The organism is Brevundimonas variabilis (genome assembly GCF_014199945.1).
GTDB classification, from domain to species: Bacteria; Pseudomonadota; Alphaproteobacteria; order Caulobacterales; family Caulobacteraceae; genus Brevundimonas; species Brevundimonas variabilis.
Genome location: NZ_JACHOR010000003.1, coordinates 494,455 through 518,292, shown reverse-complemented (window position 1 = coordinate 518,292; position 23,838 = coordinate 494,455). Strand labels below are relative to the sequence as shown.

The following is a 23,838-nucleotide window of genomic DNA, read 5'->3' as shown; positions in this document are numbered from 1 at the left end:
CGGACCCGTCTTCGCCCGGACAGCTGGCGCTCTGGTGCAGCCAGATGGGGGTCACTCAGACAGTGGTGCCGCCAACCGTCAAGCCACCGATCTTCAGGGAAGGTTGTCCGATGCCTACCGGCACGCCTTGTCCTGCCTTGCCGCACACTCCAACGCCGGGATCGAAGGCAAAGTCGTCGCCGATCATCGTGACATTGGTCAGGGCGGTCGCCCCGTCACCGATCAGGGTCGCGCCTCTTACAGGCGCTGTGATGCGACCGTCCTCGATCAGATAGGCCTCGGTGCACTGAAAGACGAATTTCCCGTTCGTGATGTCCACCTGGCCGCCACCGAAATTGGCGGCGTAGAGACCGCGCTTGGTGCTGGCGATCATGTCCGCCCTTGAATCCCGGCCCCCTTCCATGAAGGTGTTGGTCATGCGTGGCATGGGCATGTGGGCAAAGGACTGGCGGCGTCCATTGCCCCCCGCCCGCTGGCCCATTTTCCGCGCGGACAGCCGGTCGTGCATCAGTCCAACCATGATGCCGTCCTCGATCAGGACGGTGCGCGAGGTTGGCGTTCCCTCATCATCGACCGACAGCGAGCCACGGCGGTGGGCGATCGACCCGTCATCGACCACGGTGACGCCGGGGGCTGCGACGCGCTTGCCCATCATGCCGTTGAAGACGGACGAGCCCTTGCGGTGAAAATCGCCTTCGAAGCCATGCCCGATGGCCTCATGCAGCAGAACACCCGGCCATCCCGCACCCAGCACAACGTCCATCTCACCCGCCGGACAGTCGATGGCATCTAGATTGACGAGAGCTTGGCGGATCGCCTCGTCGACCTGGGCCTGCCAGCGGTCCGGCGTGATCCAGGCCTCAAACCCTGTGCGCCCGCCGGCACCCGACGACGCGCTCTCGCGGCGACCGTCGCGCTCGACGGTGACGGACACATTCAGCCGGACGAGCGGACGGATGTCTCGAACCGTCAGGGCATCGGCGCGCAAAATCTCGATTGCGCGCCGTTCACCCACGATGGAGGCTGACACCTGGACGACCCGCGGATCCCGGGCACGGGCCCAGGCATCGATCTCGGCCAGCAGGGCGATCTTGTCGGAGAAGGCGGGCGACGCCAGCGGATCGACCGCATCGTAGAGTTTCTGGTTCGTGGCGCGCGGTCCCTCGGCGGCCTGACCCGCGTAGCCTGCCTTGGCCAGCGCGGCACTCTCTGCGGCGCGTCGCAGGGCTGCAGGACTGATCTCATTGGCGTGGGCATAGCCCGCAGTCTCATCGGCCACGACCCGCAGACCGAACCCTTCCGATGCGTCATAGGCGGCGGATTTCAGGCGCCCGTCGTCGAACACCAATGATTCCGATTCCGACCGCTCGAGAAAGAGTTCGCCATCATCGGCGCCCACCAGCGCCTGCTGCAGGATCGAGAGGGCCTCTGAAGGATCAACGCCTGCGGCTTCAAGGATCGGAGGCTGGGTCGTGTGCAATGTCATGCCTGCACAGATAGGGCGATCGGACCGCTCTGGCGAGGGGTGCGAAGATGAACCGCGCCTGACCCGGCCCGTTCAGATCGGGCTCAGGCGCCGGGTGGTTATCTGGGTCCATCGCAGCCAACCGGTTGTGCCAAACGAAAAGGAATGGACCGATGAAAAAGAGCACACTGATCCCCGTTCTGGCCCTGACGCTGGCCGCCGGTGCCGTGGCCATGCCAGCTGCAGCCCAAAACCACGGCCGCGACGATGACCGTCGCCACGGCCCGGCCTACAGCCAGTCCAGCTGGCAGAACATCAACCAGCGCCAGGCCAATCTGGATCGCCGCATCGATCGCGGTGTGCAGAACGGGGCCCTGAGCCGCCGCGAAGCCAGCCGACTGCGGGGCGAGTTCAACACCCTGGCCCGTCTGGAGCAGAATTACCGTCGGGGCGGTCTGACCCAGTGGGAGCGTGCCGATCTCGACCGTCGCTTCGACCGTCTTTCGGCCCAGGTCCGGTACGAGCGCCGGGACGACGATAACCGCCGCGGCTGATAGCCGACGTGATTGCAGGAAGGACGCGGCTCCATGCGGGGCCGCGTCTTTTCTGTCTCAGGGCCGGTGACGCAGGTGGCTCTCGATCATGGTGACAGCGTCCCCGCGGATCAGGATGCGGTCGCCCCGCGTTTCCGTTTCGAACAGCCCGCCGCGACCCGCGAAGACCTGGGCGAAGGTGACCACAGGCCGCTTCAACTTGTCGGCATAGAGCGGCCCGAGAATGCAGTGGGCCGACCCCGTCGCCGGGTCTTCGTCGACGCCACACCCGGGGGCGAAGAACCGGTCCACGACATCGACAGCGGGGTCGTCGGACAGGGCACAGACAATGACATGACCGGCCTCGCCAGCCTCGCCCCGGATCATCGCCAGGGCGCGGAAATCCGGCTCCAGAGTCCGGACTGTCGAGGCCTCGGCATAGACGGCGACCAGATAGCGACCGGCCCAGACCTCGACCGGTTGCGCGCCCAAAGCCTTGGCCAGCCCCGCCGGGACATCGGTCTGGCGCGGCGGGTCGGATGGGAAATCCAGTTCGTAACCCCGCTCGTGCCGGTTTACCCGCAAAGGCCCGGACCGGCTGCTGAAGGTCAGCGTCGGGGCTTCGACGCCCAACTCCCTCATGATCACATGCGCAGACCCCAGCGTCGCATGGCCACAAAGATCAACCTCGACGGCAGGGGTGAACCAGCGCAGGTCAAACCGTGCGGGGTCATCGGTCCGCCGCAGGAAGGCGGTTTCGGCCTGATTGTTCTCCATGGCCAGCGCCTGCATCCAGGCATCGCTCGGCCAGGTGTCAAACGGCTCGACCACACAGGCCGGATTGCCGAGGAACGGTCCGTCGGCGAAGGCATCCACGGTCCACTGGCGCATCAGGCGGTCTCCGGTTCGATGACGGTCAGCTCTGGCCAGCGCGACCGGGCGCGCTCGACCACGCGTCCCCAGTCCTTTGCCACGCCGCGCGTGGGATTGGGTCGCAGGATGAGCGCGAAGATGTCTTCGAGGCCCAGCGGCGCGGCGACGCTGATCGTGTCGTCGCCTTCCAGGCGGATGCCGACCGCGAAGGCTGGGGCCACGAACCGGGCCAGGGCTTCGTCCGTGCCGGCGATCGGGTCATACGGCTCGCCGAAATGGGCGGGGAACCACAATGGCACACGAGCCTGATTGCGCACCTCGACCTTGGTGCGGAAGGGCTCTTCGAACGCGGCCGCGACGCGCTTGATCACAATGTCCTCGGCGTCCCAGGTCGTGTCCTGATCGAAATAGCCGACGTCATAGTCGCGGATCCCGTACCCCGCTGCCCGGCCCGTGACGGCATTCCAGACCGACTGATAGACCGCGCCCGAAAAGACGCGCCAGTCGGGGAGATGCAGGTCCCGCACGGTGGTCAGCACATGCATGAGCCCGGGGTCGGCACGGACGATCTGAACCAGTCGGGCCTCGAGCGCACTCATTTCCGGTTCCACAGCAGCCAGCCGTGGTCCAGAGGTCCGTGACCCCTGCCCAGTCCCGGTGCCTGTCGGATGGCCTCGGCGACATAGGCCCAGGCCTCGGCCACGGCCTGCTCCAGCGACAGGCCCTTTGCCAGACCTGCGGCGCAGGCGCTGGCGAGGGTACATCCGGTGCCGTGAGTGCTGGTGGTCTCGACGCGCGGGCCCTCCAGCAGGGTTTCGCCGGACGGGGTCAGCAACAGGTCAATCACGGTCTCGCCCGGCACGTGTCCCCCCTTCATCAGCACGGCCCTGGCTCCGAGCTTCAGCAGGGCCTCACCCGCACGTCTCTGTCCGTCCAGATCGTCGACCCTCAGTCCGGTCAGGGCCTCGGCTTCAGGGGCATTGGGCGTGAGGAGTGCGGCGCGCGGGACCATGAGGCTGCGCACGGTCTCGATGGCGCGTTCGTCCAGAAGGGAGGCCCCGCCCTTGGCGATCATGACCGGGTCGATGACGGCGGGGGCCTGAGATGTGTCGAGGAGGGCGGCCACACATTCGACCACGTCCACAGACCCCAGCATGCCGGTCTTGATCGCATCCGCGCCGATGTCGTCCAGAACGGCGCGGGCCTGGGCCTCGATGAGCTTGAGGGGCAGGGGGTGGACGCCATGGACGCCGAGGGTGTTCTGCACCGTGATCGCCGTGATCGCCGTCGCGGCATAACCCCCGAGCATGGTCACGGCCTTGATGTCCGCCTGGATCCCGGCCCCGCCGCCAGAGTCGGATCCGGCAATGATCAGCACACGCCCCAGGCTCATGCCACGGCGCCGGAGAACAGCTTCAGACCCACGATCCCGGCGACGATCAGCACGATACAGACGATCCGCATGGCCGTGGCGGGCTCGCCAAAGAGCAGGATTCCCACGCTCGCGGCCCCGACGGCCCCGATGCCGGTCCAGATCGCATACGCCGTGCCGATGGGCAGTTTCTGGGTCGCAAGCCACAGGAAAAAGAAGCTGGCGATCATCGTTGCACCCACGGCGAGCGAGACCAGTGGCCGCTGCAACGAGACGTATTTGAACCCGGATGCCCAGGCGACCTCAAGGACGCCTGCGATAACCAGAGCCAGCCAGGGATTGATCGAGTTCATCGCCATCAAGGTCAGATGGGACATCGTGGCTGGCCGGGCAAGCATTGGCTTCCGTTGGCATTCGCGGTGGGCCAGTCAGATGTCGCGGAGGGCTGCCTGGATCCTGAGCGCCTGGACAGTCTCGCGCACATCGTGGACCCGGATGATGTCGGCACCCTGACGGGCGGCTTCCAGCGCGAGGGCGATCGATCCGCCGAGCCGATCGAGGGGATCGGCGGCGGTGCTGTCCACGCTCTGGATCACGCGCTTTCGGCTGGCACCATACAGGACGGGGTATCCGAGGCCGGACAGCTGCCGGAGCCCGGCCGTCAGTGCCAGATTGTGATTTGGTGTCTTTCCGAAGCCGATGCCGGGGTCGAGCCATATTCGCTCACGACGAACGCCGGCTGCGATCGCCATTTCGGCGCGGGCACCCAGCCAGTCGACCACCTCCGACACCACGTCAGCATAGAGGGGGGCCTGCTGCATTGTTTGCGGTGCCCCCTGCATGTGCATCAGCACAACGTCGCAGCCCAGATCTGCAGCGGTCCGGAGGCTGTCGGGGGCGTGGCTCAGAGCGGTGACGTCATTCCACATCGTCGCGCCAGCGCCGACCGCGGCCTGCGCGACCTGGGGCTTCATGGTGTCAATGCTGATCGGCCCGGCCCATCGGTCACGCAGAGCCATGATCAGAGGAACGACGCGCGCCGTTTCTTCTTCCACCGGAACAGGCGTCGCGCCGGGGCGCGTGCTCTCGCCGCCGATGTCGAGGATGTCCGCACCCTGTTCGATCAGCTTGAGAGCGTGCGCAACGGCCGCCTCTGTCGAGGAGAGGCGACCACCATCTGAAAAGCTGTCCGGCGTGACATTGACGATGCCCATGATCTTGGGGGCACCGGTGCCGACAGGTCTGAAGTCAAGCATTGTGCCAACCGGATCGTTCTGTTGCCTGCCACGAAGACCGCCTCACCGCCCTTGGCAGAGCGATGAGGCGGTTGGGATCAGTGGATCGTGTTTGCAGCGACCGTCACACCCTCGGACACCGGCGTCACCGGCACAGCCACCGAAGGACCGCTGTTGGGGAAGTTGGACTCGTCGCGGTTGGGGGCCAGCCCCTTCTCGAGGATGTCCTTGATCTCCTGGCCGGACAGGGTCTCGTACTCGAGCAGGGCCTGGGCCAGCTTCTCGAGATCGTCTGCCTTGTCGGTCAGGATCTGGCGGGCTTCGTCCCAGCCGGAGGTAACCAGCTTCTTGACCTCGGAATCGATGATCCGGGCGGTCTCCTCGCTGATGTTCTGGCTGCGGGCGACGGAGTGACCCAGGAAGACTTCCTGTTCGTTCTCGCCATAGGCCACAGTCCCCAGCACGTCCGAGAAGCCCCATTGCGTGACCATCCGCTTGGCCAGCTTGGTCGCCTGCTGGATGTCGGACGACGCGCCGGAGGTGATGTTCTCCTTGCCGAAGATCAGCTCTTCGGCCACGCGGCCACCGGCCATGATGGCGATGCGATCGACCATCTGCTGGTACTTCATCGAATAGCGGTCGCCTTCCGGCAACTGCATGACCATGCCGAGGGCCTGACCGCGCGGAACGATCGTCGCCTTGTGCACGGGGTCGGCCATCTTGACGTTCATGGCGACGATGGCGTGGCCGCCCTCGTGATAGGCCGTGAGGCGCTTTTCTTCCTCGTTCATGGCCATAGAGCGACGCTCGGCACCCATCATGACCTTGTCCTTGGCGTCCTCGAAGTCGCGATGCGTGACCATGCGACGGTCCTTGCGCGCGGCCATCAGGGCAGCTTCGTTGACCAGGTTGGCCAGATCGGCACCCGAGAAGCCGGGCGTGCCGCGGGCGATGGTCTTGGTGTTGACGTCGGCGGCCAGCGGCACGTCCTTCATGTGGACGCGGAGAATACGCTCGCGGCCCGTCACGTCGGGGTTCGGCACCACGACCTGACGGTCGAAACGGCCCGGACGCAGCAGGGCAGGGTCCAGCACGTCGGGACGGTTGGTCGCCGCGATCAGGATGATGCCTTCATTGGCCTCGAACCCGTCCATCTCCACCAGCAGCTGGTTCAGCGTCTGCTCGCGCTCATCATTGCCGCCGCCGAGGCCGGCGCCCCGATGACGACCCACGGCATCGATTTCATCAATGAAGATGATGCACGGGGCGTTCTTCTTGGCCTGCTCGAACATGTCGCGGACGCGCGAGGCGCCGACGCCGACGAACATCTCGACGAAGTCCGAACCCGAGATCGAGAAGAAGGGCACACCGGCTTCACCGGCAACCGCGCGCGCCAGCAGGGTCTTGCCGGTACCGGGAGGGCCGACGAGCAGGGCACCCTTGGGGATCTTGCCGCCCAGGCGCTGGAATTTGGCCGGATCCTTCAGGAAGTCGACGACCTCCTGCAGTTCTTCCTTGGCCTCGTCCACGCCGGCAACATCGTCAAAGGTCTTGCGGCCCTTGTGCTCGGTCAGAAGCTTGGCCTTGGACTTGCCGAAGCCCATCGCGCCACGGGCCCCGCCCTGCATCTGGCGCATGAAGAACACCCATACCCCGACCAGCAGAAGGATCGGCAGCAGGCCGATCAGCAGGCCCTGCCACCACGCCTGGCGCATCGACTTCACGTCAACCTGGGCACCCGAGGCGCGGATGCTCTCGACGATCGATTCATTGGGATAGGGGGTCGTGGTCGTGAACTGGCGACCATTCTGGTAGGTGCCGGTCACGGTCTCGCCCTTCACCACCACCGTCTTGATCTGACGACCCTCAGTGGCGCTGACCAGCTGCGAATAGGTGATCGGCTCCGGCCGATTGGCGGCAGCTGCGGTGGACCCTGGAAGGGTGCCTCCGCCGTTCTGGCTGATGACGGCATAGACCGCCAGCAGGCCCAGGATGATCATCCCCCAGATCGCAGCATTGCGCAGATTCATCGCGTTTCCCGGTTCGTCGGCGGCTGATGAAAGCCACCTTGGTGAAGCTCTTGGATCGAAAATAGGTCAGTCGGCGGCGTTTCGCCATGGATGGTTGCGTGAAGGTGACATTCCTGCGTCGTTTCGCCCAGAGCCAGAGAAAGACGACGGGGTCCGAGAGCCGTCACGGTCGCATGTCGCCATGCAAGAACCGGGGCTGATCCATCGTCCCGGATCAGGACGGGAAGGGTGGGGCGCAGGCTTGCGGGCACTGTCTGCAAGACCTGCGTTTCCTTTTTCGATAACGTTTTCAATCGACCCAAAGCCGGCGCGACGGAATAACCCGTCGTCGACACCGTGATCTGAAAACGGTCATCCCAGATCATGGGCCTGTCGGGCGAGACCGCCATTTCAGGAAGGACGCGTCGACCGGCCTCGCGACCGATAATGATCGCCTCACCCCTCCCCATGACTTGCGCGCCGGCGAGGGTCGCAACGCAGGCGTCATTCGAACGGATCCGGTCGAGCAGGGCCTCCAGCCGGTCGCGGCGAGGCGGGGTGCGCGTGCCCGAAGCGCAAAGCAGCGTCGCGGCCAGGCGGGCGGCATCGGTCGACCGTTCGATCATGAACCCTGCGCCGAGCGGCAGCGGTCGGACCCGGTGCCGGGGGCTGTGGGCACCGATGGTCCGGCCGGGGCCGGGCGCGGGTCCGACGGGCTCCGCGTCGTCCGACATGGAATCCGGGGCCAGGGCCTTGCGAGCGCGTGATCGCGCAAACCGGTCATCGGTGTTTGCCGGGTCCTCGATCCAGAATGCCCCTTTCGCTTCGAGCAGCCGCCGCAACGTCTCGCGTCGCTCCTCCAGCAGCGGCCGCAGCACCATCAGTCCGCGGCCTTCGGGCCAGGCCGGCGAGGGGGCCCATTCGCGCAGGCGTCCGAGTGTCGATCCCTGCGACCGCATCCAGTCGGCCTCGGCGATATCATCGGCGGTATGGGCGAAGAGCACGACCCGGGCTCCGGCGTCGTGAGCGGCGTTCGCGATCAGGGCGTGACGAGAGGCGCGGGCGGCGGCGGGCAGGCCGGTGCCGGGCTTGTCCCCCTGCCAGTGACACAGACGCCAGTCGGCCCCGACGCTGCGCGCAGCGGCTTCGCACAGGGCATTCCAGCGCGGGCTGTCGACATTGAGGCCGTGGTCGACGGTGATCGCCAGCAGCTGTCGTCCATTCCGGCCCGCCCATCTAGCGACCAGATCGAGCAGGGCCATGGAGTCGCCCCCGCCAGACAGGGCGATCGCGAAGGGGTGAGCGACATGTCTTTCCAGCCTGGCGTCCAGCCGGGCGTCGACCCTGGTCGAAAGATCGGATCCCCGCGGAGCCGTCAGGCCGGGCAATCCGCTTCACCGCGCACCTGGACCGCGATCGCCTTCAAGGCCGGCGTGGCTCGCGGGGCATAACGGCGATCGAACTCGCCAAGGGCGGCGCAGGCCTGCGGCTTGCGGTTGGTGGCCGCCAGGCCGCGCGCCAGCTTCAGCGTGACCTCGCCAGCCCAGGTCTCGGTCGGCCAGCCGGCAAGGGCAGTCGCATAGGCCTGGACCGCACCGGCCTGATCCCGGGCCGCGCGGCGCAGGTCGCCCAGACGCCAGGAGGCCTCGCGGGCCTGGGGCGTATTGGGCCAGTTCGCGACCACATCGGCCAGAGCCTCGGCACCCCGAGCCGGATCGGCAGAAAGGGCGCGCGCAGCGGCGAGGTCGGAGACCGCATCACCGGTCGGTGACGCCTCTTCCTGGGCAGCGGCCTCGGCGGCCCGGGCCTGGGCCGCTGCGGCTTCGTCCAGGGCCTGAAGGCGGGCCTCGATCCGGGTCAGCCGGGTCCGCAGGGTGGCATTCTCGCGTTCGGCCTCGTCCAGCGCGAAGGTCAGGCGCTCCACGTCCCCATTGACCCGCTGGGCGGTGGTCTCGAGGTCGCGCAGGCGTCGGTCGATGATGTCGACCCGGCCCTGCAGCGTGACGACCTCGGGGTCCGGTTCGACGATGACGGGCTGGCCCTGCGCATTGCGCTGCGTGAGGGCCCGTTCCAGCCGCCGAACATTGCGGTCCAGTTGCTCGAGGCGACGGCTGTCCCACTGGATCAGTTGCAGGGGTTGACCCTGCGGATTGGTCTGGGCCCGAGCGTCGCCGCCGAACAGGGTCAGCCCGACGGCCGCGATAACGAGGGTGAGGTTTGCGTGCTTCAGCGTCATGATCGCTGTCGTTCCATCGATTTGCGGCTGTCGCAAGGCCCGGCGCACGCTCCCGCTTTACGGACCCCGAGCTTCGGGAGTAGCAACGCGGCAACAGGGCGGCATCAGGACCGCCTATCCCGGGAGATTACCGTCAATGTCGCTTCGCTCGCTTCGCTTCACCACCTGCATGGCTACCCTCGGTGCCGTCAGCGCCATTCTGTCGGTCGGCTCGACCCCGGCCAAGGCCGACGAGGGGATGTGGACCTTCGACAATTTCCCGATCCAGACGGTGAACACTAAATATGGCACGCGCATCGATCAGGCCTGGCTGGACAAGGTCCGGGGGGCTGCGGTTCGCCTGAACGGATGCTCGGCCTCGTTCGTCTCGGGCGAGGGACTGATCCTGACCAACCATCACTGCGTCGTGTCGTGCGTCCAGGACCTGTCCTCGGCCGAGAACGACTATGTGAAGAACGGCTGGATGCCCGCGACCCGCGAAGAGGAGAAACAGTGCCCCGGCCAGACGGCCGAGGTGCTGACCGACATCACCGACGTCACCGATCGCGTCCTGGCGGCCGGTGCCGGCCTTGAAGGCGCGGCCTTTGTCACCGCGCGCGGGGCGGAAACCCAGGCGATCCAGCAGGAAGGCTGCGGCGACGACCCCAAGCTGACCTGCCAGGTCATCAGCTTCTATCGCGGCGGTCGCTATGCCCTCTACAAGTTCCGCAAATACGATGACGTGCGCCTGTCGTTCGCACCCGAATTCCAGGCAGCCTTCTTCGGTGGCGACCCCGACAATTTCAACTTCCCCCGCTATGCTCTGGATGCCGGTTTCCTGCGCGCCTATGAGGACGGCAAGCCGGCCGAGACGCCGAACTTCCTCAAGTGGAACGCCGAGGCCCCCAAGGAAGGCGACGTGACCTTCGTTGCCGGAAATCCGGGTTCGACCTCGCGTCTGCTGACCATGTCGCAGCTCCAGCGACTGCGCGATCAGCAGCTTCCTCTGCAGTTGATCCAGGGCTCCGAACTGCGCGGGCGTCTACTGGCCTATTCGGCCACCGGCGACGAGGCCAAGCGCGTGTCGGTCGATCCGATCTTCGGTCTCGAGAACAGCTTCAAGGTCTGGTACGGCCAGAACCAGGCGCTGCTCGACCCCGCCTTCTACGGCAAGAAGCAGGCCGAGGAGACGGAACTGCGTGAGCGCGTCGCCGCTGACCCGGCGCTGGCCCAGCGCATCGGCGATCCCTGGACCGAGCTTGAAACCGTTCAGGCTGCTGCGCGTGACCTCGCCGTGCCGTATCGCCAGCTGGTGACCTCGGCCGGCGGTGGTTCCACTCTGTACGGGATCGCGAATGGCATCGTCGGCCTGGCGAAGGAACGGGCCAAGCCTGTCGCCGAGCGTCGCCCGGGCTTCACCGACGCGGCCATCGCCCGCACTACCGCCCAGCTGGGGCAGGAGGTTCCGATCTCCAAGGACCTCGAGGAGATCTATCTCGGCTTCTGGCTGTCCAAGACCCGTGAATACCTGACCGTCGACAATGCTGCGGTGAAGAACCTGCTGGGTCGTGAAAGCCCTGAAGCCCTCGCCGATCGTGCGATCACGGGCACGAAGCTCGACGACGTGGCCTATCGGGTCGCGGCGGCTGGCATGTCGGTCGAGGAACTGACGGCGCTGGGCGATCCCCTGATCGATCTGGCGATGAAGAACTATGATGCCTCAGCGGCCCTCCGGACTGAATGGGATGCCAAGGTCAATGCGCCGACCGCCCGCGCGGCCGAACGCGTCGCCCAGGCCCGTTTCGCGGTCTATGGTGACAACCTCTATCCCGATGCGACCTTCTCGCTTCGCCTGTCGTATGGCGCGGTCGAGGGCTGGAGCTATCGTGGCGTGACCGTCCCGGCCACGACGACGATCGGTGGCCTGTACGAGCGGGCCACCGGATCCGAGCCCTTCAATGCCGCCCAGAAATTCCTCGATGCCGAGGACCGGGTGAACAAGGACACCGTCTATAATTTCGTCTCGACCAACGACATCATCGGCGGCAACTCCGGCTCACCAGTGATCAATGCGGCCGGTGAGGTGATCGGTGCGGCCTTCGACGGCAACATCCATTCGCTGGGCGGATCCTATGGCTATGACGGTGAGCTGAACCGCACCGTGACCGTCTCGACGGCGGCCATCACGGAAGCCTTGCGCAACGTCTATCAGCAGCCCCGTCTGCTGGAAGAACTCGGCGTCAGATAGCGCGCTCCCCTTCGGGGGGCGTGGTCTATCTCGGCATCCAGACGGGCCAGCGGACGGCCACAGGCCGTCCGTCCACCGTCAGATCGCCGTCGAGACGGTCCAGGCGGACCTGAGACATCGCCATCCCGGTTCGCCCGGTCAGGACCTCTCCGACGCGCAGGTCGCCATTCAGCAACTCGGTCCCCCGGAGAGGCGCCGGCCCTTCGAACGCGATCGGGAGCATCCGCTTGCGGATTTCGCCACGGCGTTTCATCCGTGATGTTGTTTCCTGACCCACGAAACAGCCCTTGGCGAAATCGATGCCGTTCAGGAGATCGAAATTGGCCTCGATCGGATAGGTCTTGTCCTGGCCGGCGTCATGGGTCGGATCGGGCACGCCGACGTCCAGGCGATGGGCATCCCAGGCCTCTGATGTCGCCGTCACTGTCGGGTTGCTGCCATAGGCACGACCACCCAGAAGTCCTGTCCGCGGGTCCGCAACAAAGCCCTCGACGACGTCCGGCCAGGAGACGAAGACCGAACGGGCGTCAGACATGATGTCCACCTTGGCCCGCAAACGATACATCACAAGCCGCTGCAACAGGGCGTCGCGTTGCTGCCCATCCACGTCAAGCGTGACGCCGTCGGACTCCCCGACAACGAACAAATCGAAGAGCAGGCGTCCGGGGGGCGAGAGCAGGCCTGCAAACCGGATCATACCGGGGGTCAAATCCAGAACGTCCTGCGTCAGAAGGTTGTTCAGGAAGCTCCTGGCATCCGGTCCCCGCACGGAAATCAGGGCCCGGCTCTCCAGATGGGCGATCTTTGAGGTCATCCGTTCCACATAGGCGTGCGAAGGTCTGAACGGGAGGGCGAAAGACGCTATCATGCGGTCATGGCTGGAACGTTCCCGATTCTTTACATCGCCGAGGCGGAACCCGAGGCAGCGATCCTGTCATCCGGCGCACTTTCGCATCTGGTCGAGAGCTTGCCGCAGGCGGATTTCACCATCGTCGGTTCCAGCGAAACGGCACCGCTGTTTGTCGACACGCCGCGACTGACCCGCACGCTGGTCCTGCCCCGTGAAGGGCGGCTGGAGTGGATCACGCTCTGGAACCAGCTTCGCGACACGCGGTGGGCCCTCATCGTCGACATGCGCGGGTCCAACATCTCGAGCCGGCTCCGCCGGATCAAGCGAGCGGTCCGCGGCGAGGCAACCCCGGGCCTCCACGCGGTCGAAGAAGCGGCTAGGGTCCTCCAGCTGGACACCGTTCCGCACCCGCGCGTGTTCGTTTCCGATACGGCAAGGGTCGCGGCTGACGCCCTTGTGCGACCCGATGACCGTCCCATCCTTGCGATCGGGCCGGGGGCAGACTGGATCGGCAAGCGTTGGCCGGCAGAACGGTACGTCAAGCTGTTCTCGGCACTTCTGGGTCCCTCCGGGGCTCTGGCTGGCGGGCGGCTGATGATTGTCGGCAATCAGGTTGATCGCGAGTCCGCACAGACCATCCGTTCGGCCCTGACCCGGTCACGTCTGCTGGAACTCCAGGGCCAGCTTACGGCGCAGCAGGCCGTGATCGCCCTGTCTCATGCATCGCTGTATGTCGGCTCCGACTCTGTCTGGACGCAGTTGTCCGTGGCATCCGGTGTGCCCACCATCGGGGTCTATGGACCTTCGGACGAGACGCGGGTCGGCCCCTGGCAAGGGGTTTCTGTCCGGGGGCCGCGCACAATGGCCGAATACCGCCGGATTGACCCGAAACTGAACCAGGCCATCGAACACATGATGGACCTGCCGGCGGAACGCGTCATAAAGGCCGCCAATCGCCTGCTGACGGCCGGTCGGGTGTCGAGCTGACGTCACCGGCGATGCCCGGGCTTGACCGGTCTGGCCTGCCGCCCCCAAACACAGAGACGAGGAGGCCGTCATGCCTGACACCTATGATCTGATCATCCGGGGCGGCGAGGTCGCCAATCACGCCGGGCGCGGTTTGGCCGATGTTGGCATCCGTGAGGGGCGCATCGCCCGCATTGGCGACCTGTCAAAGGCTTCCGCCGGGCAGGATGTGGACGCCGCCGGACTGACCGTGTTGCCAGGGGTCATCGACACCCAAGTCCATTTCCGCGAACCGGGACTGGAGTGGAAGGAAGACCTGGAAACCGGGTCCCGCGCGGCAGCGCTGGGCGGGGTCGTCGCCGTGTTCGAGATGCCGAACACCAATCCGAACACGACCGACCCGGCGACGCTAGAGGACAAGCTGGCCCGCGCGCGCGACCGGATGTGGACCGATCACGCCTTCTATATCGGCGGAACCCACGGCAATGCCGCGTTCCTGGGCGAGCTTGAGCGGTTGCCGGGCTGCTGCGGGGTCAAGGTCTTCATGGGGGCTTCCACCGGCGACCTGCTGATCGCCGACGACGATGGTGTCCGCGAAGTTCTGCGAAACGTGAACCGTCGCGCGACCTTCCACTCGGAAGACGAATATCGCCTGGCCGAGCGCCGCGATCTGGCCCGGCCGGGTGACTGGACCAGCCATACAGACGTCCGCGACGCCGAAAGCGCGATCCTTTCCACGCGTCGTCTGGTCCGCCTTGCCAGGGAGGTCGGTCGTCGCATCCATGTGCTGCATGTCTCGACCGCCGAGGAGATCACCTTCCTTGCCGACCACAAGGACGTGGCGACGGTCGAGGTGACACCGCAGCACCTGACGCTGGACGGCGACGAGGCCTATGTGCGGCTCAAGGGCTATGCCCAGATGAACCCGCCGATCCGCAATGCCCCGCACATCGCAGGACTCTGGCACGGGATCGCCCAGGGGGTCGTCGACGTGCTGGGGTCGGACCACGCGCCCCATACCATCGAGGAGAAATCGAAGCCTTATCCTGCCTCTCCGTCCGGCATGCCGGGGGTTCAGACCCTGGTGCCGGTCATGCTGACCCATGTCGCCAATGGACGGCTGTCGCTGGAGCGGTTCATCGACCTGACCTCGGCCGGGGCGCAGCGCATCTTCAACATCGCGGGCAAGGGGCGGATCGCCGAAGGCTACGATGCCGATCTGACCCTGGTCGATCTGAAGGCGAAGCGTGTCATCCGCCATGCCGACATGGCCAGCCGCTGCGGCTGGACCCCGTTCGACGGGTTCGAGGCGACAGGCTGGCCCATGATGACGATCGTGCGCGGCCGCGTCGTGATGTCCGACGGCGAGTTGATCGGAGCCGCGCATGGCCAGCCGGTGCGTTTTCAGGAGACCCTGGAGTTCGCATGACATCCACCCCTGAAACCTTGCTGGGCCAGGCGGTCGGGCACAAGGCCGCCGGACGCTGGGCCGAGGCTGCGGCAGCCTACAGTGACTTGCTGACCCTCATGCCCGACATGCCGGACACCTGGTTCAATCTGGGCCTCATGCAGCGTCGGGCCGGACGGCCCCAAGCCGCGCTCGAGGCCTACCGGCAGGCTCTGGAGCGCGGCGTGCTGGGTCCTGAAGAGGCGCATCTGAACCGGGCCGTGATCTTTTCCGACGACCTCGGCGACAGTGAAGCCGCTCTCGCCGAGCTGACCCGAGCCCTGGCCATTGCGCCCTATGACCTGGCGGCCCTGCTGAATCTCGGCAATCTGCGCGAGGACCGGGGCGAACGGGAGCAGGCCCGGACGGCCTATCGCCGCGCGCTTGAAGTGGCTCCGGGGCATCCCCTGGCCCTGTCGCGCCTGGCCAATGCCACGGTTTTCGAGAGCATCGACGACCCCCTGATCGACGCCCTTCGTCAGGGAATTGCCAGACCAGGAGCCGACGCTGCAGATCGTGCGGAACTGGGCTTTGCACTGACCCGGGCGCTCGATTCCGTGGGCGAGCACGAAGCGGCGTTTGCGGCAGCGATTGCCGCCAATGCCGACAGTCGAGCCTTCAGCGGCGCGACCTACGACCCCGCCGCTCATGACGCCCGGGTCGATCGGACCATGGCGGCCTTCAACAGGCCGTTGAAGACCGGCGATCGCAGCGACCCGGAGCCATCGGCACCGATCTTCATCCTCGGCCTGTTCCGCTCTGGATCGACCCTTGTCGAGCGGATCCTCGCGGCACACCCCCGGGTGACCTCGGGCGGCGAACTGGCGTTGATGCCGCGCCTCGTGCAGACGATCGGCGACGATCCCGCCACAGTCGCCGAGGCCTCGCCAGAGACCGTATCAGGCTGGCGCAAGACCTATCTGGATGCGCTTGCGACTGCCCGGCCCGGTGCGGCTCTGGTGACGGACAAACGCCCGGACAATTTCCTGCACATCGGACTGATCAAGGCGATGTTCCCCGATGCGCGCATCATCCACACGAACCGGGACCCGATGGATGTCGGCCTGTCGAACCTGTTCCTGCATCTGGACGGGTCGATGGCCTATGCCGGAGATCTGGCCGACACCGGCCACTGGATCAGGGCGCACGACCGGCTGATGGCGCACTGGAAGTCCGTTTATCCCGACGACATCCTGACGGTCGACTATGACGTCCTGGTCCGTGCACCCCGCCAGGCGATCGAGCAGGTCCTGGCCTTCTGCGGCCTGGAGTGGGACGACGCCTGCCTCGATTTCCACAAGGCCGGAGGGGCGGTCCGCACGGCCAGCGTCTGGCAGGTGCGTGAGCCTCTGTATCAACGATCCTCCGGTCGCTGGCGCGCCTACAAGCAGCACCTCGGCCCTCTGCGAGCGGCGCTCGACGCGGCATGACGCCGCCTGTCGTCATTCTGGACCGGCCGCAGATGGCCGAGAACATCGGCGCGGTGGCGCGGGTCATGGCCAATTTCGGCCTGACGGAACTTCGTCTGGTCAGCCCGCGCGATGGCTGGCCGCAGGAGCGGGCCTGGGCAATGGCGTCGGGGGCGGACTGGGTGCTGGATGGCGTTCAGGTCTTCGACAGCGTCGCTGCCGCCATGGCCGACCTCAACACCCTGTTCGCCACGACGGCTCGCCCGCGTGAGACGCGTCAGCCGGTTCGCACACCGCGCGAAGCGGCCCGCGCGCTGTATGACGACACGGGATCGCGACTGAAAGTCGGCCTGCTGTTCGGAGCCGAGCGGGCGGGACTCGAGACCTCCGACATCGCCTTGTGTCAGGGGATCGTCACCATCCCGATCGATCCGCGCCACCAGAGCCTGAACCTGGCCCAGGCGGTCGCCATCAATGCCTATGAATGGCGGACCCTGATCCTCGATGCGCCGCCACCCAATTTCCGGGAGGCCGAGCCGCCCGCCAGCGGCGCGCTTCAACTCGGAATGTATGAACACCTCGAGCGCGAGCTGGACGCCGCCGGCTTCTTCCACCCGCCGGAGAAATTCCGCTCCATGAGCCAGAACCTGCGGGTCATGCTGGGGCGCAGCGGCTTCACGACGCAGGAGGTCGCGACATTCCGGGGGGTGATCACGGCCCTGTCGAAGGGGAGGGGACGGGTTCTGGAACGGCTGGCTAAGGCGCAGAAAACAGACGGCTGAGTGTGACCGGATCTTTCGTCATTCCGGGCGAAGCGCAGCGAAGACCCGGAATCCAGCGGTGCCAAAGGCGACTGTCTCTGGCAATGTATTCGACGTCGGTTTCCTCAACAGTCTCGCGCTCTCGCGCGCCACTGGATTCCGGGTCTTGGGCGCATGCGCGCCTTCGCCCGGAATGACGAAAGATGGAGATTGTCTGGTTCGAGCCGATCGATGACGAGATTTGTGCTTGCGCCAACACAGACGGTTTCGGCTTGCGTAATCGAACGCTAGAACTGCCTAAGACCAACGAAAGCCCTCGATCATGAAAACCCGCGCCGCCGTCGCCTTTGAAGCCAAACGCCTTCTCGAGATCGTCGAGGTCGATCTGGAAGGTCCCCGCGCTGGCGAGGTGCTGATCGAGATCAAGGCGACCGGCATCTGTCACACGGACGCCTACACACTGGACGGCCTGGACTCGGAGGGCATCTTCCCCTCGATCCTGGGACACGAGGGGGCAGGGGTTGTCGTCGAGGTCGGGCCCGGCGTGACCAGCGTCGCGGTCGGCGACCATGTGATCCCGCTCTACACGCCGGAATGTCGCCAGTGTAAGTCCTGCCTCAGCCGCAAGACCAATCTGTGCACCGCGATCCGCGCCACCCAGGGCAAGGGGCTGATGCCCGACGGGACCAGCCGTTTCAGCTACAAGGGTCAGGCCATCGCCCACTATATGGGCTGTTCGACCTTCTCCAACTTCACCGTCCTGCCCGAGATCGCCCTGGCCAAGATTCGCAAGGACGCACCTTTCGAGAGTGCCTGTTACGTCGGCTGTGGCGTGACGACGGGTGTCGGCGCGGTGGTCAATACGGCCAAGGTCGAACCGGGCGCCAACGCCGTGGTCTTCGGTCTGGGCGGGATCGGACTGAACGTCATCCAGGGGCTGAAGATGGTCGGGGCCGACATGATCGTTGGCGTCGACCTGAACCCCGCCAAGGAGGAGTGGGGCCGTCGCTTCGGCATGACCCATTTCGTCAATCCGAAGGACGTATCGGACGTCGTCGCCCATCTGGTTGAGATCACCGGCGGGGGTGCCGACTATACCTTCGACTGCACCGGCAACACGACCGTAATGCGCCAGGCACTGGAGGCCTGCCACCGGGGCTGGGGCGAGAGCATCGTGATTGGCGTGGCCGAGGCCGGCAAGGAAATCTCCACCCGACCGTTCCAGCTGGTCACCGGCCGGGTCTGGAAGGGGTCGGCCTTTGGCGGCGCGCGCGGTCGTACCGATACGCCGCGTATTGTTGACTGGTACATGGACGGCAAGATCGAAATCGACCCCATGATTACCCACACCCTGCCGCTGGAACGCATCAACGAGGCCTTCGACCTGATGCATGCGGGCGAGAGCATTCGCAGCGTGGTGGTGTTCTAGGCTTGCAGTCGACGAAGTTCGTTGCTTAAAAAGACGCACAAATCAGGAAGGGCTCATCCATGTTCACCCATGTCACCGTCGGCGCCAATGACGTCGAGGCTTCACGTGCCTTCTATGACGCCGCACTTGGTGCCCTCGGGATCGACCCCGGTCAGGGACCGGATGCCAAGGGCCGTTACTGGTGGCGGACGCCGCGCGGGGCCTTTGCCGTCGGCAAGCCGATCGATGGCGAAGATGCCTGTCATGCCAACGGCGGCACCATCGGTTTCGCGGCGACCAAGCCCGAGATGATCCAGGCCTTCCATGATGCCGGCGTGGCGCATGGTGGCAAGGCGATCGAGGACCCTCCCGGCGAACGGGTCGGCGCGTTCGGCACGCTGAACCTCGCCTATCTGCGCGATCCCTCGGGCAACAAGATCTGCGCCATGTACCGGGTGGGGTAACAAGAGAGTTCGGGGAGCTCCCGGGCTTGTGGATTCTGACGCCGGAGATGCTTTGACCTTCAAGACCACCAAGACCCACGCCGTCCACGGCGGCACCCTGCGCTACCTGACGCACGACAGCACAGCGACGGGCACGCCCATGACCCTGTCGGTCTACATGCCGCCGGGGGAAGGGCCCTTTCCCGTGCTGATCTGGCTGTCGGGCCTGACCTGCACCGAGGACAATTTCACCACCAAGGCCGGGGCTTACTCGGCGGCCGCCGAGCACGGCGTCATCATCGTCGCTCCCGATACCTCACCGCGCGGAGAGGGCGTTGCCGACGACCCGGCCTATGATCTGGGGCAGGGGGCCGGCTTCTATGTCGATGCGACCCAGGAGCCCTGGGTCCCGCATTTCCGGATGGAAACCTACGTCACCGGCGAACTGATCGCCCTGATCGACGCGGAGTTCCCGACGACAGGCACCCGGTCAATCAGTGGCCATTCGATGGGCGGGCATGGCGCGCTGACGCTGGCCCTGCGGCACCCGGACCTGTTCCGCTCGGTCTCGGCCTTCGCCCCGATCGCCTCTCCCACCCGGTGCGCCTGGGGGGAAAAGGCTTTCACAGCCTATCTCGGCGACAACCGGTCCCTGTGGGCCGGGCATGATGCAGCCTTGCTCATCGAAAGCGGCGCGGCGCGGGGTCGCTTCGACGAGATCCTGATCGATCAGGGCGACGCCGACAGTTTTCTGACGGATCAACTGAAACCTGAGCTGCTGCAGGCAGCGGCAGATGCCGTTGGCCAGGGGCTCACGATCCGGATGCAGCCGGGCTATGACCATTCCTACTTCTTCATGGCCAGTTTCATGGCCGACCACGTCGCCTTCCATGCTGCGCGACTGAAAGACTGACCCGATGACGACGACCCCCGACCACGAGCCGATGTTCGCCGCCCTGTGCACCGAACTGGGCATCTGCCTGCATGCCAAGGGGCAGGCGAAGGTCGCAGCGGCCTTGCCGAACGGGCTGGACGCGGCGGTCAAGGCGGTGTTCGAGGCCGAGGGGATCGATCTCCTGAATGCGACCGGCGATCTGAAACGCCAGGTTCGCGATTGTCTGAAAAGCAATCTTCCGGCCTGACGTTCGGGCCGCTGAGACGGCGAGAAATGTGACTCCACAGCTCGCCGGGATCACTTCGGTCTTGCCAGAGATCGACCGGCGTCGTTCAAGCGGAGCGGGGGACGCGGTGCCGACCCGGGGAAAAGATCGAAACTCATGTTCAGCCTGCTGAATCTCCAGAGCCTGCTCGGTGTTCTTGCCGTCATTGCTGCCTGCTGGGCCCTGTCGGAGAACCGGCGGGCCTTTCCCTGGAAGCTGGCGCTGGGGGCGGTCGCGGTACAGGCGCTGCTGGTCCTCGCGCTGTTCGCCATACCGGGGTCTCAGGCCCTGCTGGCCGCCATCACCGGAGCGGTCGATGCGCTCAACGTCGCGACACAGAGGGGCACCCAGTTCGTGTTCGGCTATCTGGCGGGCGGCGATCAGCCCTATGTGGTCGGCAATGAGGGCGCCCTGTTCACCTTCGCCTTCAACGTGCTCCCGCTCATCCTCGTGATCTCGGCCCTTTCGGCCCTGCTGTGGCACTGGAAGGTGCTGAAATGGATCACGCTGGGCTTCGGCTTTCTGTTCCAGAAGACGATGGGACTGGGCGGGGCCTCGGCACTCGCCGTTGCGGCCAACATCTTCCTGGGCATGATCGAGAGCCCGATCGTGATCCGGGCCTATCTCGACAAGCTGACACGTTCCGAAATCTTCCTGATGATGGTCGTCGGCCTGGCCACGGTCGCAGGATCAACCATGGTGGCCTATGCCTCCATCCTTTCGGCGGTGCTGCCGAACGCAGCGGGCCATGTGCTGGTGGCCTCGATCGTTTCGGCCCCGGCCGGCATCCTGCTCGCCCGGATCATCATCCCCGAGACACCCGGACAGGGCGGCGAGACGGCCGACTATGGCTCGGCGCTTAAGTACGACTCGGCGATCGATGCCATCGTCAAGGGCACGGCAGACGGACTGATGGTCGTGCTGAATATCTCGGCCGTCCTGATCGTGTTCGTGGCCCTGGTGGCCCTGGTCAATGTCATGGTGGGCGGCTTCTGGCTGTTTGACGCGCCGGTGACGGTCGAGCGGCTGCTCGGCTGGCTGTTCATGCCGGTGGCCTGGCTCATGGGTGTCGAGTGGTCCGAGGCCGGCCGCGCCGGCTGGTTGCTGGGCGTCAAGCTGACCCTGACGGAGTTCGTCGCCTTCATCGAACTGGGCAAGGTCCCTGTCGCCGAGATGAGCGAGCGCACGCGGATGCTGATGACCTATGCCCTGTGCGGCTTCGCCAATATCGGATCGGTCGGCATCACGGTCACGGGGCTGAGCGTGCTGATCCCAGAACGGCGTGAAGAGGTCCTGGGCATGGTCTGGAAGGCCCTGTTCGCGGGTTTTCTGTCCACCCTGATGACCGCCGCCGTGGTGGGCCTGATGCCCGCCGCCATCTTCGCCTGACCCGGAGCAAGGTTATGAAACTGTATGACAGTCACCGCGCCCCCAACCCGCGCCGGGTGCGCTGGGTCATGGCCGAAAAAGGCATCGAGGATGTCGAGATCATCCAGGTCGACATCATGTCCGGAGAGCACAAGACCCGGGAGTATCGGGATCGCGTCGGTGTGCCCCATGTTCCATCGCTGGAACTGGATGACGGCGCCTGCATCTCGGAGTCAGTCGCGATCTGTCGCTATCTCGAGGCCCTCTATCCCGAACCCAACCTGTTCGGGCACGATCCGAAGGAACAGGCCATCATCGAGATGTGGACGCGGCGGTGCGAGTTCTATCTCGCAAATCCGATCATGCTGAACGTGCGCCATTCGCATCCGGCGCTGGCCGCCCTCGAGGCGGTCCAGGTGCCACAACTGGCCGACTACAACCGGGTCGCGGCCGAGCGGTTCATGAAGACGCTGGACCGACATCTGGCCGAACATGAGTTCATCGCCGCGGACCGGTTCACCATCGCCGATGTGGTCTCGGCCGTTGGTCTGGATTTCGCGAGGCTGATCAAATATCGGCCGCCCGAAGACCTGACGAACCTCGCCCGCTGGTTCGAAGCATGCCGCGCCCGACCTGCGGCGAAGGCCGGCGTCTGACCGGACGGTCTCCCGACGGGCTGATCAGGTGCGTGGTGTGAACTTCTTGATGACGCCCGAGAAAGTCATCAGCGTCCGCGTGCCTGTCGTGATCTGGCCGCGCACGAAGATCAGCGACCCGCCGGCGCGGACAACCTCACCCGTGCACTCGACGCGTTCGCCGACATAGGCTCCGTCGATGAAGGTGCTGTCGAGCTGGATCGTCACGCCGTTCTTGCCCTCCATCTCGTTGTAGGCAATCTGGAACATGCCGATGTCGGCAAAGGTCATCAGGCAGCCGCCATGCATCCGGTCGCCCGCGTTCATGTGCTTGGGTTCGGCCCGGAAGGCGCAGCGCATCTTGCCGTCGGGGTCCGGCTTGAAGAAGAAAGGCCCCACGACCTGATCGAAGGTGCCGTGCAGGTCGTAGGTCTGCCAGCCTGAAAACTCGCCATCGGCGACTGTGACTTTGGCTACCATCTGAAAACTCCGCCTTCTTATCGCTCCCGCAATGCAGCATAGTGATCCAATGAGCGACCCCATCGAAACTGCAATCTTCGAAAAACTGTCCGCGATCGACCCGAAGGGCGATAACGGCAAGAGCATCGAACCCGCCGAAGTGGCCAAGGCGCTGCAGCCGGAACAGTGGCAGCGGATGATGCCCAAGGTCCGGGGCATGGCGCTTGGCCTGATGCGTCAGGGCAGGCTGACCATCACCAAGAAGGGCAAGCCGGTTGATCCCAATGCCTTCAAGGGCGTGATCCGCCTGCGCTATCCGACCGCCGACGAAACGGCGGCCGCTCTGGCGGCGCGTCCTCCCGTCGTGACGGATGACGACGACTTCGCCTGAGACCGGTCTCGACAGGGTCCTGGCGGACATCCGGTCGTGCCGGGCCTGTCTCGGCGAGCTGCCGCACACACCGCGGCCGGTAGTCCGCGTGTTTCCGCAGACGCGTCTGCTGATCTGTGGTCAGGCTCCGGGGCGTCGGGTGCATGAGAGCGGCCTGCCATTCACCGACCCGTCCGGCGATCGTCTGCGGGACTGGATGGGCGTGGAGTACGACCGTTTCTATGCCGATCCCAGGATCGGGGTCGCGGCGCAGGCCTTCTGCTATCCGGGAACGGCTCCAAAGGGCGGTGACTATCCGCCCCCCCGCCGGTGTGCGGAGCTCTGGCGGGCACGGCTGCTGGCCGAACTGCCCCGAATGGAATTGACCCTGCTGGTCGGAGGCTATGCCCAGGCCTGGGCGCTGGGAGCGCGCGCCGGCCGGAACATGACCGAGACCGTGCAGGCCTGGCGTGATTTCGCGCCCGACATCCTGCCCATGCCTCACCCGTCCTGGCGGAACACGGCGTGGCTGCGGCGAAATCCGTGGTTCGAGCAAGAGGTCGTGCCTTGGCTGCGCGATCGGGTTCGGAGCATCCTGTCGACATGATGCGG

General features: G+C 65.7%; 25 protein-coding genes. 14 read left to right on the top strand and 11 right to left on the bottom strand.

The features are described from left to right. Positions 1-55 precede the first annotated feature (55 nt). Complete coding sequence (gene tldD / locus GGR13_RS11200) at positions 56-1,486, bottom strand: metalloprotease TldD (protein WP_183213598.1); 1,431 nt, start codon at positions 1,484-1,486, stop codon at positions 56-58. Between the two features lie 152 nt (positions 1,487-1,638). Between tldD and GGR13_RS11195 the strand changes: the two genes are divergently transcribed. After that, the gene (locus tag GGR13_RS11195) at positions 1,639-2,019 is read left to right on the top strand and encodes a hypothetical protein (protein ID WP_183213597.1); all 381 of its coding nucleotides are present in this window, start codon (positions 1,639-1,641) and stop codon (positions 2,017-2,019) included. Between the two features lie 57 nt (positions 2,020-2,076). Here GGR13_RS11195 and GGR13_RS11190 read toward each other — a convergent pair whose 3' ends face one another. From GGR13_RS11190 to GGR13_RS11155, 8 genes are all read right to left on the bottom strand, one after another. Further along, positions 2,077-2,889, bottom strand: a complete 813-nt coding sequence (locus tag GGR13_RS11190; protein WP_183213596.1) for a PhzF family phenazine biosynthesis protein — start codon at positions 2,887-2,889, stop codon at positions 2,077-2,079. Then, positions 2,889-3,470 carry a nucleotidyltransferase family protein gene (locus GGR13_RS11185; protein ID WP_183213595.1) on the bottom strand — a complete coding sequence of 194 codons (582 nt, stop codon included), beginning with the start codon at positions 3,468-3,470 and terminating at the stop codon, positions 2,889-2,891. Before GGR13_RS11185 ends, GGR13_RS11190 begins: the two co-directional genes overlap by 1 nt. Then, entirely contained in the window at positions 3,467-4,264 is a 798-nt protein-coding gene (gene thiD, locus GGR13_RS11180; RefSeq protein ID WP_183213594.1) for a bifunctional hydroxymethylpyrimidine kinase/phosphomethylpyrimidine kinase, read from the bottom strand. Before thiD ends, GGR13_RS11185 begins: the two co-directional genes overlap by 4 nt. Further along, positions 4,261-4,620: a DMT family transporter gene (locus GGR13_RS11175; RefSeq protein ID WP_246347802.1), complete on the bottom strand. Its 360-nt coding sequence runs from the start codon at positions 4,618-4,620 to the stop codon at positions 4,261-4,263. Before GGR13_RS11175 ends, thiD begins: the two co-directional genes overlap by 4 nt. A 51-nt stretch (positions 4,621-4,671) precedes the next feature. After that, positions 4,672-5,499, bottom strand: a complete 828-nt coding sequence (gene folP / locus GGR13_RS11170) for a dihydropteroate synthase (protein ID WP_246347801.1) — start codon at positions 5,497-5,499, stop codon at positions 4,672-4,674. 77 nt (positions 5,500-5,576) lie between these two features. Further along, positions 5,577-7,508 (bottom strand): ATP-dependent zinc metalloprotease FtsH, encoded by a 1,932-nt coding sequence (ftsH, locus tag GGR13_RS11165; RefSeq protein ID WP_183213593.1) that lies wholly within the window; start codon positions 7,506-7,508, stop codon positions 5,577-5,579. Next, complete coding sequence (tilS, locus tag GGR13_RS11160) at positions 7,505-8,875, bottom strand: tRNA lysidine(34) synthetase TilS (protein WP_183213592.1); 1,371 nt, start codon at positions 8,873-8,875, stop codon at positions 7,505-7,507. The genes ftsH and tilS overlap by 4 nt, the downstream gene beginning before the upstream one ends. Continuing rightward, positions 8,863-9,723 (bottom strand): tol-pal system YbgF family protein, encoded by an 861-nt coding sequence (locus GGR13_RS11155; protein ID WP_183213591.1) that lies wholly within the window; start codon positions 9,721-9,723, stop codon positions 8,863-8,865. Before GGR13_RS11155 ends, tilS begins: the two co-directional genes overlap by 13 nt. Before the next feature lie 136 nt (positions 9,724-9,859). Here GGR13_RS11155 and GGR13_RS11150 point away from each other — a divergent pair, with 136 nt between their 5' ends. Continuing rightward, positions 9,860-11,950, top strand: a complete 2,091-nt coding sequence (locus GGR13_RS11150; RefSeq protein ID WP_183213590.1) for a S46 family peptidase — start codon at positions 9,860-9,862, stop codon at positions 11,948-11,950. 25 nt (positions 11,951-11,975) lie between these two features. Here GGR13_RS11150 and ygfZ read toward each other — a convergent pair whose 3' ends face one another. After that, positions 11,976-12,764, bottom strand: a complete 789-nt coding sequence (ygfZ, locus tag GGR13_RS11145; protein ID WP_183213589.1) for a CAF17-like 4Fe-4S cluster assembly/insertion protein YgfZ — start codon at positions 12,762-12,764, stop codon at positions 11,976-11,978. 60 nt (positions 12,765-12,824) lie between these two features. On the opposite strand from ygfZ, the gene GGR13_RS11140 reads away from it, so the two are divergent. From GGR13_RS11140 to GGR13_RS11095, 10 genes are all read left to right on the top strand, one after another. Continuing rightward, positions 12,825-13,787 carry a glycosyltransferase family 9 protein gene (locus GGR13_RS11140; RefSeq protein WP_183213588.1) on the top strand — a complete coding sequence of 321 codons (963 nt, stop codon included), beginning with the start codon at positions 12,825-12,827 and terminating at the stop codon, positions 13,785-13,787. 70 nt (positions 13,788-13,857) lie between these two features. Further along, positions 13,858-15,195: a dihydroorotase gene (locus GGR13_RS11135; RefSeq protein ID WP_183213587.1), complete on the top strand. Its 1,338-nt coding sequence runs from the start codon at positions 13,858-13,860 to the stop codon at positions 15,193-15,195. Then, complete coding sequence (locus GGR13_RS11130) at positions 15,192-16,643, top strand: tetratricopeptide repeat-containing sulfotransferase family protein (protein WP_183213586.1); 1,452 nt, start codon at positions 15,192-15,194, stop codon at positions 16,641-16,643. Before GGR13_RS11135 ends, GGR13_RS11130 begins: the two co-directional genes overlap by 4 nt. Beyond that, on the top strand, positions 16,640-17,404 hold the full coding sequence (locus tag GGR13_RS11125) for an RNA methyltransferase (protein ID WP_183213585.1): 765 nt from the start codon (positions 16,640-16,642) through the stop codon (positions 17,402-17,404). The genes GGR13_RS11130 and GGR13_RS11125 overlap by 4 nt, the downstream gene beginning before the upstream one ends. Positions 17,405-17,705: 301 nt before the next feature. Further along, positions 17,706-18,812, top strand: coding sequence for an S-(hydroxymethyl)glutathione dehydrogenase/class III alcohol dehydrogenase (locus tag GGR13_RS11120; protein ID WP_183213584.1), 1,107 nt, complete (start codon positions 17,706-17,708; stop codon positions 18,810-18,812). A 59-nt stretch (positions 18,813-18,871) separates the two neighbouring features. After that, a complete protein-coding gene (locus tag GGR13_RS11115) occupies positions 18,872-19,255 on the top strand; it encodes a VOC family protein (RefSeq protein ID WP_183213583.1) in 384 nt (127 codons plus the stop codon). 52 nt (positions 19,256-19,307) lie between these two features. Next, entirely contained in the window at positions 19,308-20,147 is an 840-nt protein-coding gene (gene fghA, locus GGR13_RS11110) for an S-formylglutathione hydrolase (RefSeq protein ID WP_183213582.1), read from the top strand. A gap of 4 nt (positions 20,148-20,151) precedes the next feature. Next, positions 20,152-20,376 carry a hypothetical protein gene (locus tag GGR13_RS11105; RefSeq protein WP_183213581.1) on the top strand — a complete coding sequence of 75 codons (225 nt, stop codon included), beginning with the start codon at positions 20,152-20,154 and terminating at the stop codon, positions 20,374-20,376. 135 nt (positions 20,377-20,511) lie between these two features. Further along, positions 20,512-21,783 carry a NupC/NupG family nucleoside CNT transporter gene (locus GGR13_RS11100; RefSeq protein ID WP_183213580.1) on the top strand — a complete coding sequence of 424 codons (1,272 nt, stop codon included), beginning with the start codon at positions 20,512-20,514 and terminating at the stop codon, positions 21,781-21,783. 14 nt (positions 21,784-21,797) lie between these two features. Further along, positions 21,798-22,418, top strand: coding sequence for a glutathione S-transferase family protein (locus GGR13_RS11095; RefSeq protein ID WP_183213579.1), 621 nt, complete (start codon positions 21,798-21,800; stop codon positions 22,416-22,418). 24 nt (positions 22,419-22,442) lie between these two features. Here GGR13_RS11095 and GGR13_RS11090 read toward each other — a convergent pair whose 3' ends face one another. Then, positions 22,443-22,877, bottom strand: coding sequence for a PaaI family thioesterase (locus tag GGR13_RS11090; RefSeq protein ID WP_183213578.1), 435 nt, complete (start codon positions 22,875-22,877; stop codon positions 22,443-22,445). A gap of 49 nt (positions 22,878-22,926) precedes the next feature. Between GGR13_RS11090 and GGR13_RS11085 the strand changes: the two genes are divergently transcribed. Both GGR13_RS11085 and GGR13_RS11080 read left to right on the top strand, forming a co-directional pair. Next, positions 22,927-23,247, top strand: a complete 321-nt coding sequence (locus tag GGR13_RS11085; protein ID WP_183213577.1) for a DUF3253 domain-containing protein — start codon at positions 22,927-22,929, stop codon at positions 23,245-23,247. Then, entirely contained in the window at positions 23,228-23,833 is a 606-nt protein-coding gene (locus GGR13_RS11080; RefSeq protein ID WP_183213576.1) for a uracil-DNA glycosylase family protein, read from the top strand. Before GGR13_RS11085 ends, GGR13_RS11080 begins: the two co-directional genes overlap by 20 nt. Positions 23,834-23,838: the final 5 nt, after the last annotated feature.

Coding starts and splice junctions, on each gene's coding strand:
- thiD (WP_183213594.1), bottom strand. CDS start 4,264: ATGAGCCTGGGGCGTGTGCTGATCATTGCCGGATCCGACTCTGGCGGC.
- GGR13_RS11140 (WP_183213588.1), top strand. CDS start 12,825: ATGGCTGGAACGTTCCCGATTCTTTACATCGCCGAGGCGGAACCCGAG.
- GGR13_RS11100 (WP_183213580.1), top strand. CDS start 20,512: ATGTTCAGCCTGCTGAATCTCCAGAGCCTGCTCGGTGTTCTTGCCGTC.
- GGR13_RS11195 (WP_183213597.1), top strand. CDS start 1,639: ATGAAAAAGAGCACACTGATCCCCGTTCTGGCCCTGACGCTGGCCGCC.
- ftsH (WP_183213593.1), bottom strand. CDS start 7,508: ATGAATCTGCGCAATGCTGCGATCTGGGGGATGATCATCCTGGGCCTG.
- GGR13_RS11095 (WP_183213579.1), top strand. CDS start 21,798: ATGAAACTGTATGACAGTCACCGCGCCCCCAACCCGCGCCGGGTGCGC.
- GGR13_RS11155 (WP_183213591.1), bottom strand. CDS start 9,723: ATGACGCTGAAGCACGCAAACCTCACCCTCGTTATCGCGGCCGTCGGG.
- folP (WP_246347801.1), bottom strand. CDS start 5,499: ATGCTTGACTTCAGACCTGTCGGCACCGGTGCCCCCAAGATCATGGGC.
- GGR13_RS11135 (WP_183213587.1), top strand. CDS start 13,858: ATGCCTGACACCTATGATCTGATCATCCGGGGCGGCGAGGTCGCCAAT.
- GGR13_RS11080 (WP_183213576.1), top strand. CDS start 23,228: ATGACGACGACTTCGCCTGAGACCGGTCTCGACAGGGTCCTGGCGGAC.
- GGR13_RS11105 (WP_183213581.1), top strand. CDS start 20,152: ATGACGACGACCCCCGACCACGAGCCGATGTTCGCCGCCCTGTGCACC.
- tldD (WP_183213598.1), bottom strand. CDS start 1,486: ATGACATTGCACACGACCCAGCCTCCGATCCTTGAAGCCGCAGGCGTT.
- GGR13_RS11185 (WP_183213595.1), bottom strand. CDS start 3,470: ATGAGTGCGCTCGAGGCCCGACTGGTTCAGATCGTCCGTGCCGACCCC.
- GGR13_RS11090 (WP_183213578.1), bottom strand. CDS start 22,877: ATGGTAGCCAAAGTCACAGTCGCCGATGGCGAGTTTTCAGGCTGGCAG.
- GGR13_RS11125 (WP_183213585.1), top strand. CDS start 16,640: ATGACGCCGCCTGTCGTCATTCTGGACCGGCCGCAGATGGCCGAGAAC.
- GGR13_RS11190 (WP_183213596.1), bottom strand. CDS start 2,889: ATGCGCCAGTGGACCGTGGATGCCTTCGCCGACGGACCGTTCCTCGGC.
- GGR13_RS11115 (WP_183213583.1), top strand. CDS start 18,872: ATGTTCACCCATGTCACCGTCGGCGCCAATGACGTCGAGGCTTCACGT.
- GGR13_RS11085 (WP_183213577.1), top strand. CDS start 22,927: ATGAGCGACCCCATCGAAACTGCAATCTTCGAAAAACTGTCCGCGATC.
- GGR13_RS11130 (WP_183213586.1), top strand. CDS start 15,192: ATGACATCCACCCCTGAAACCTTGCTGGGCCAGGCGGTCGGGCACAAG.
- GGR13_RS11120 (WP_183213584.1), top strand. CDS start 17,706: ATGAAAACCCGCGCCGCCGTCGCCTTTGAAGCCAAACGCCTTCTCGAG.
- GGR13_RS11175 (WP_246347802.1), bottom strand. CDS start 4,620: ATGTCCCATCTGACCTTGATGGCGATGAACTCGATCAATCCCTGGCTG.
- GGR13_RS11150 (WP_183213590.1), top strand. CDS start 9,860: ATGTCGCTTCGCTCGCTTCGCTTCACCACCTGCATGGCTACCCTCGGT.
- ygfZ (WP_183213589.1), bottom strand. CDS start 12,764: ATGACCTCAAAGATCGCCCATCTGGAGAGCCGGGCCCTGATTTCCGTG.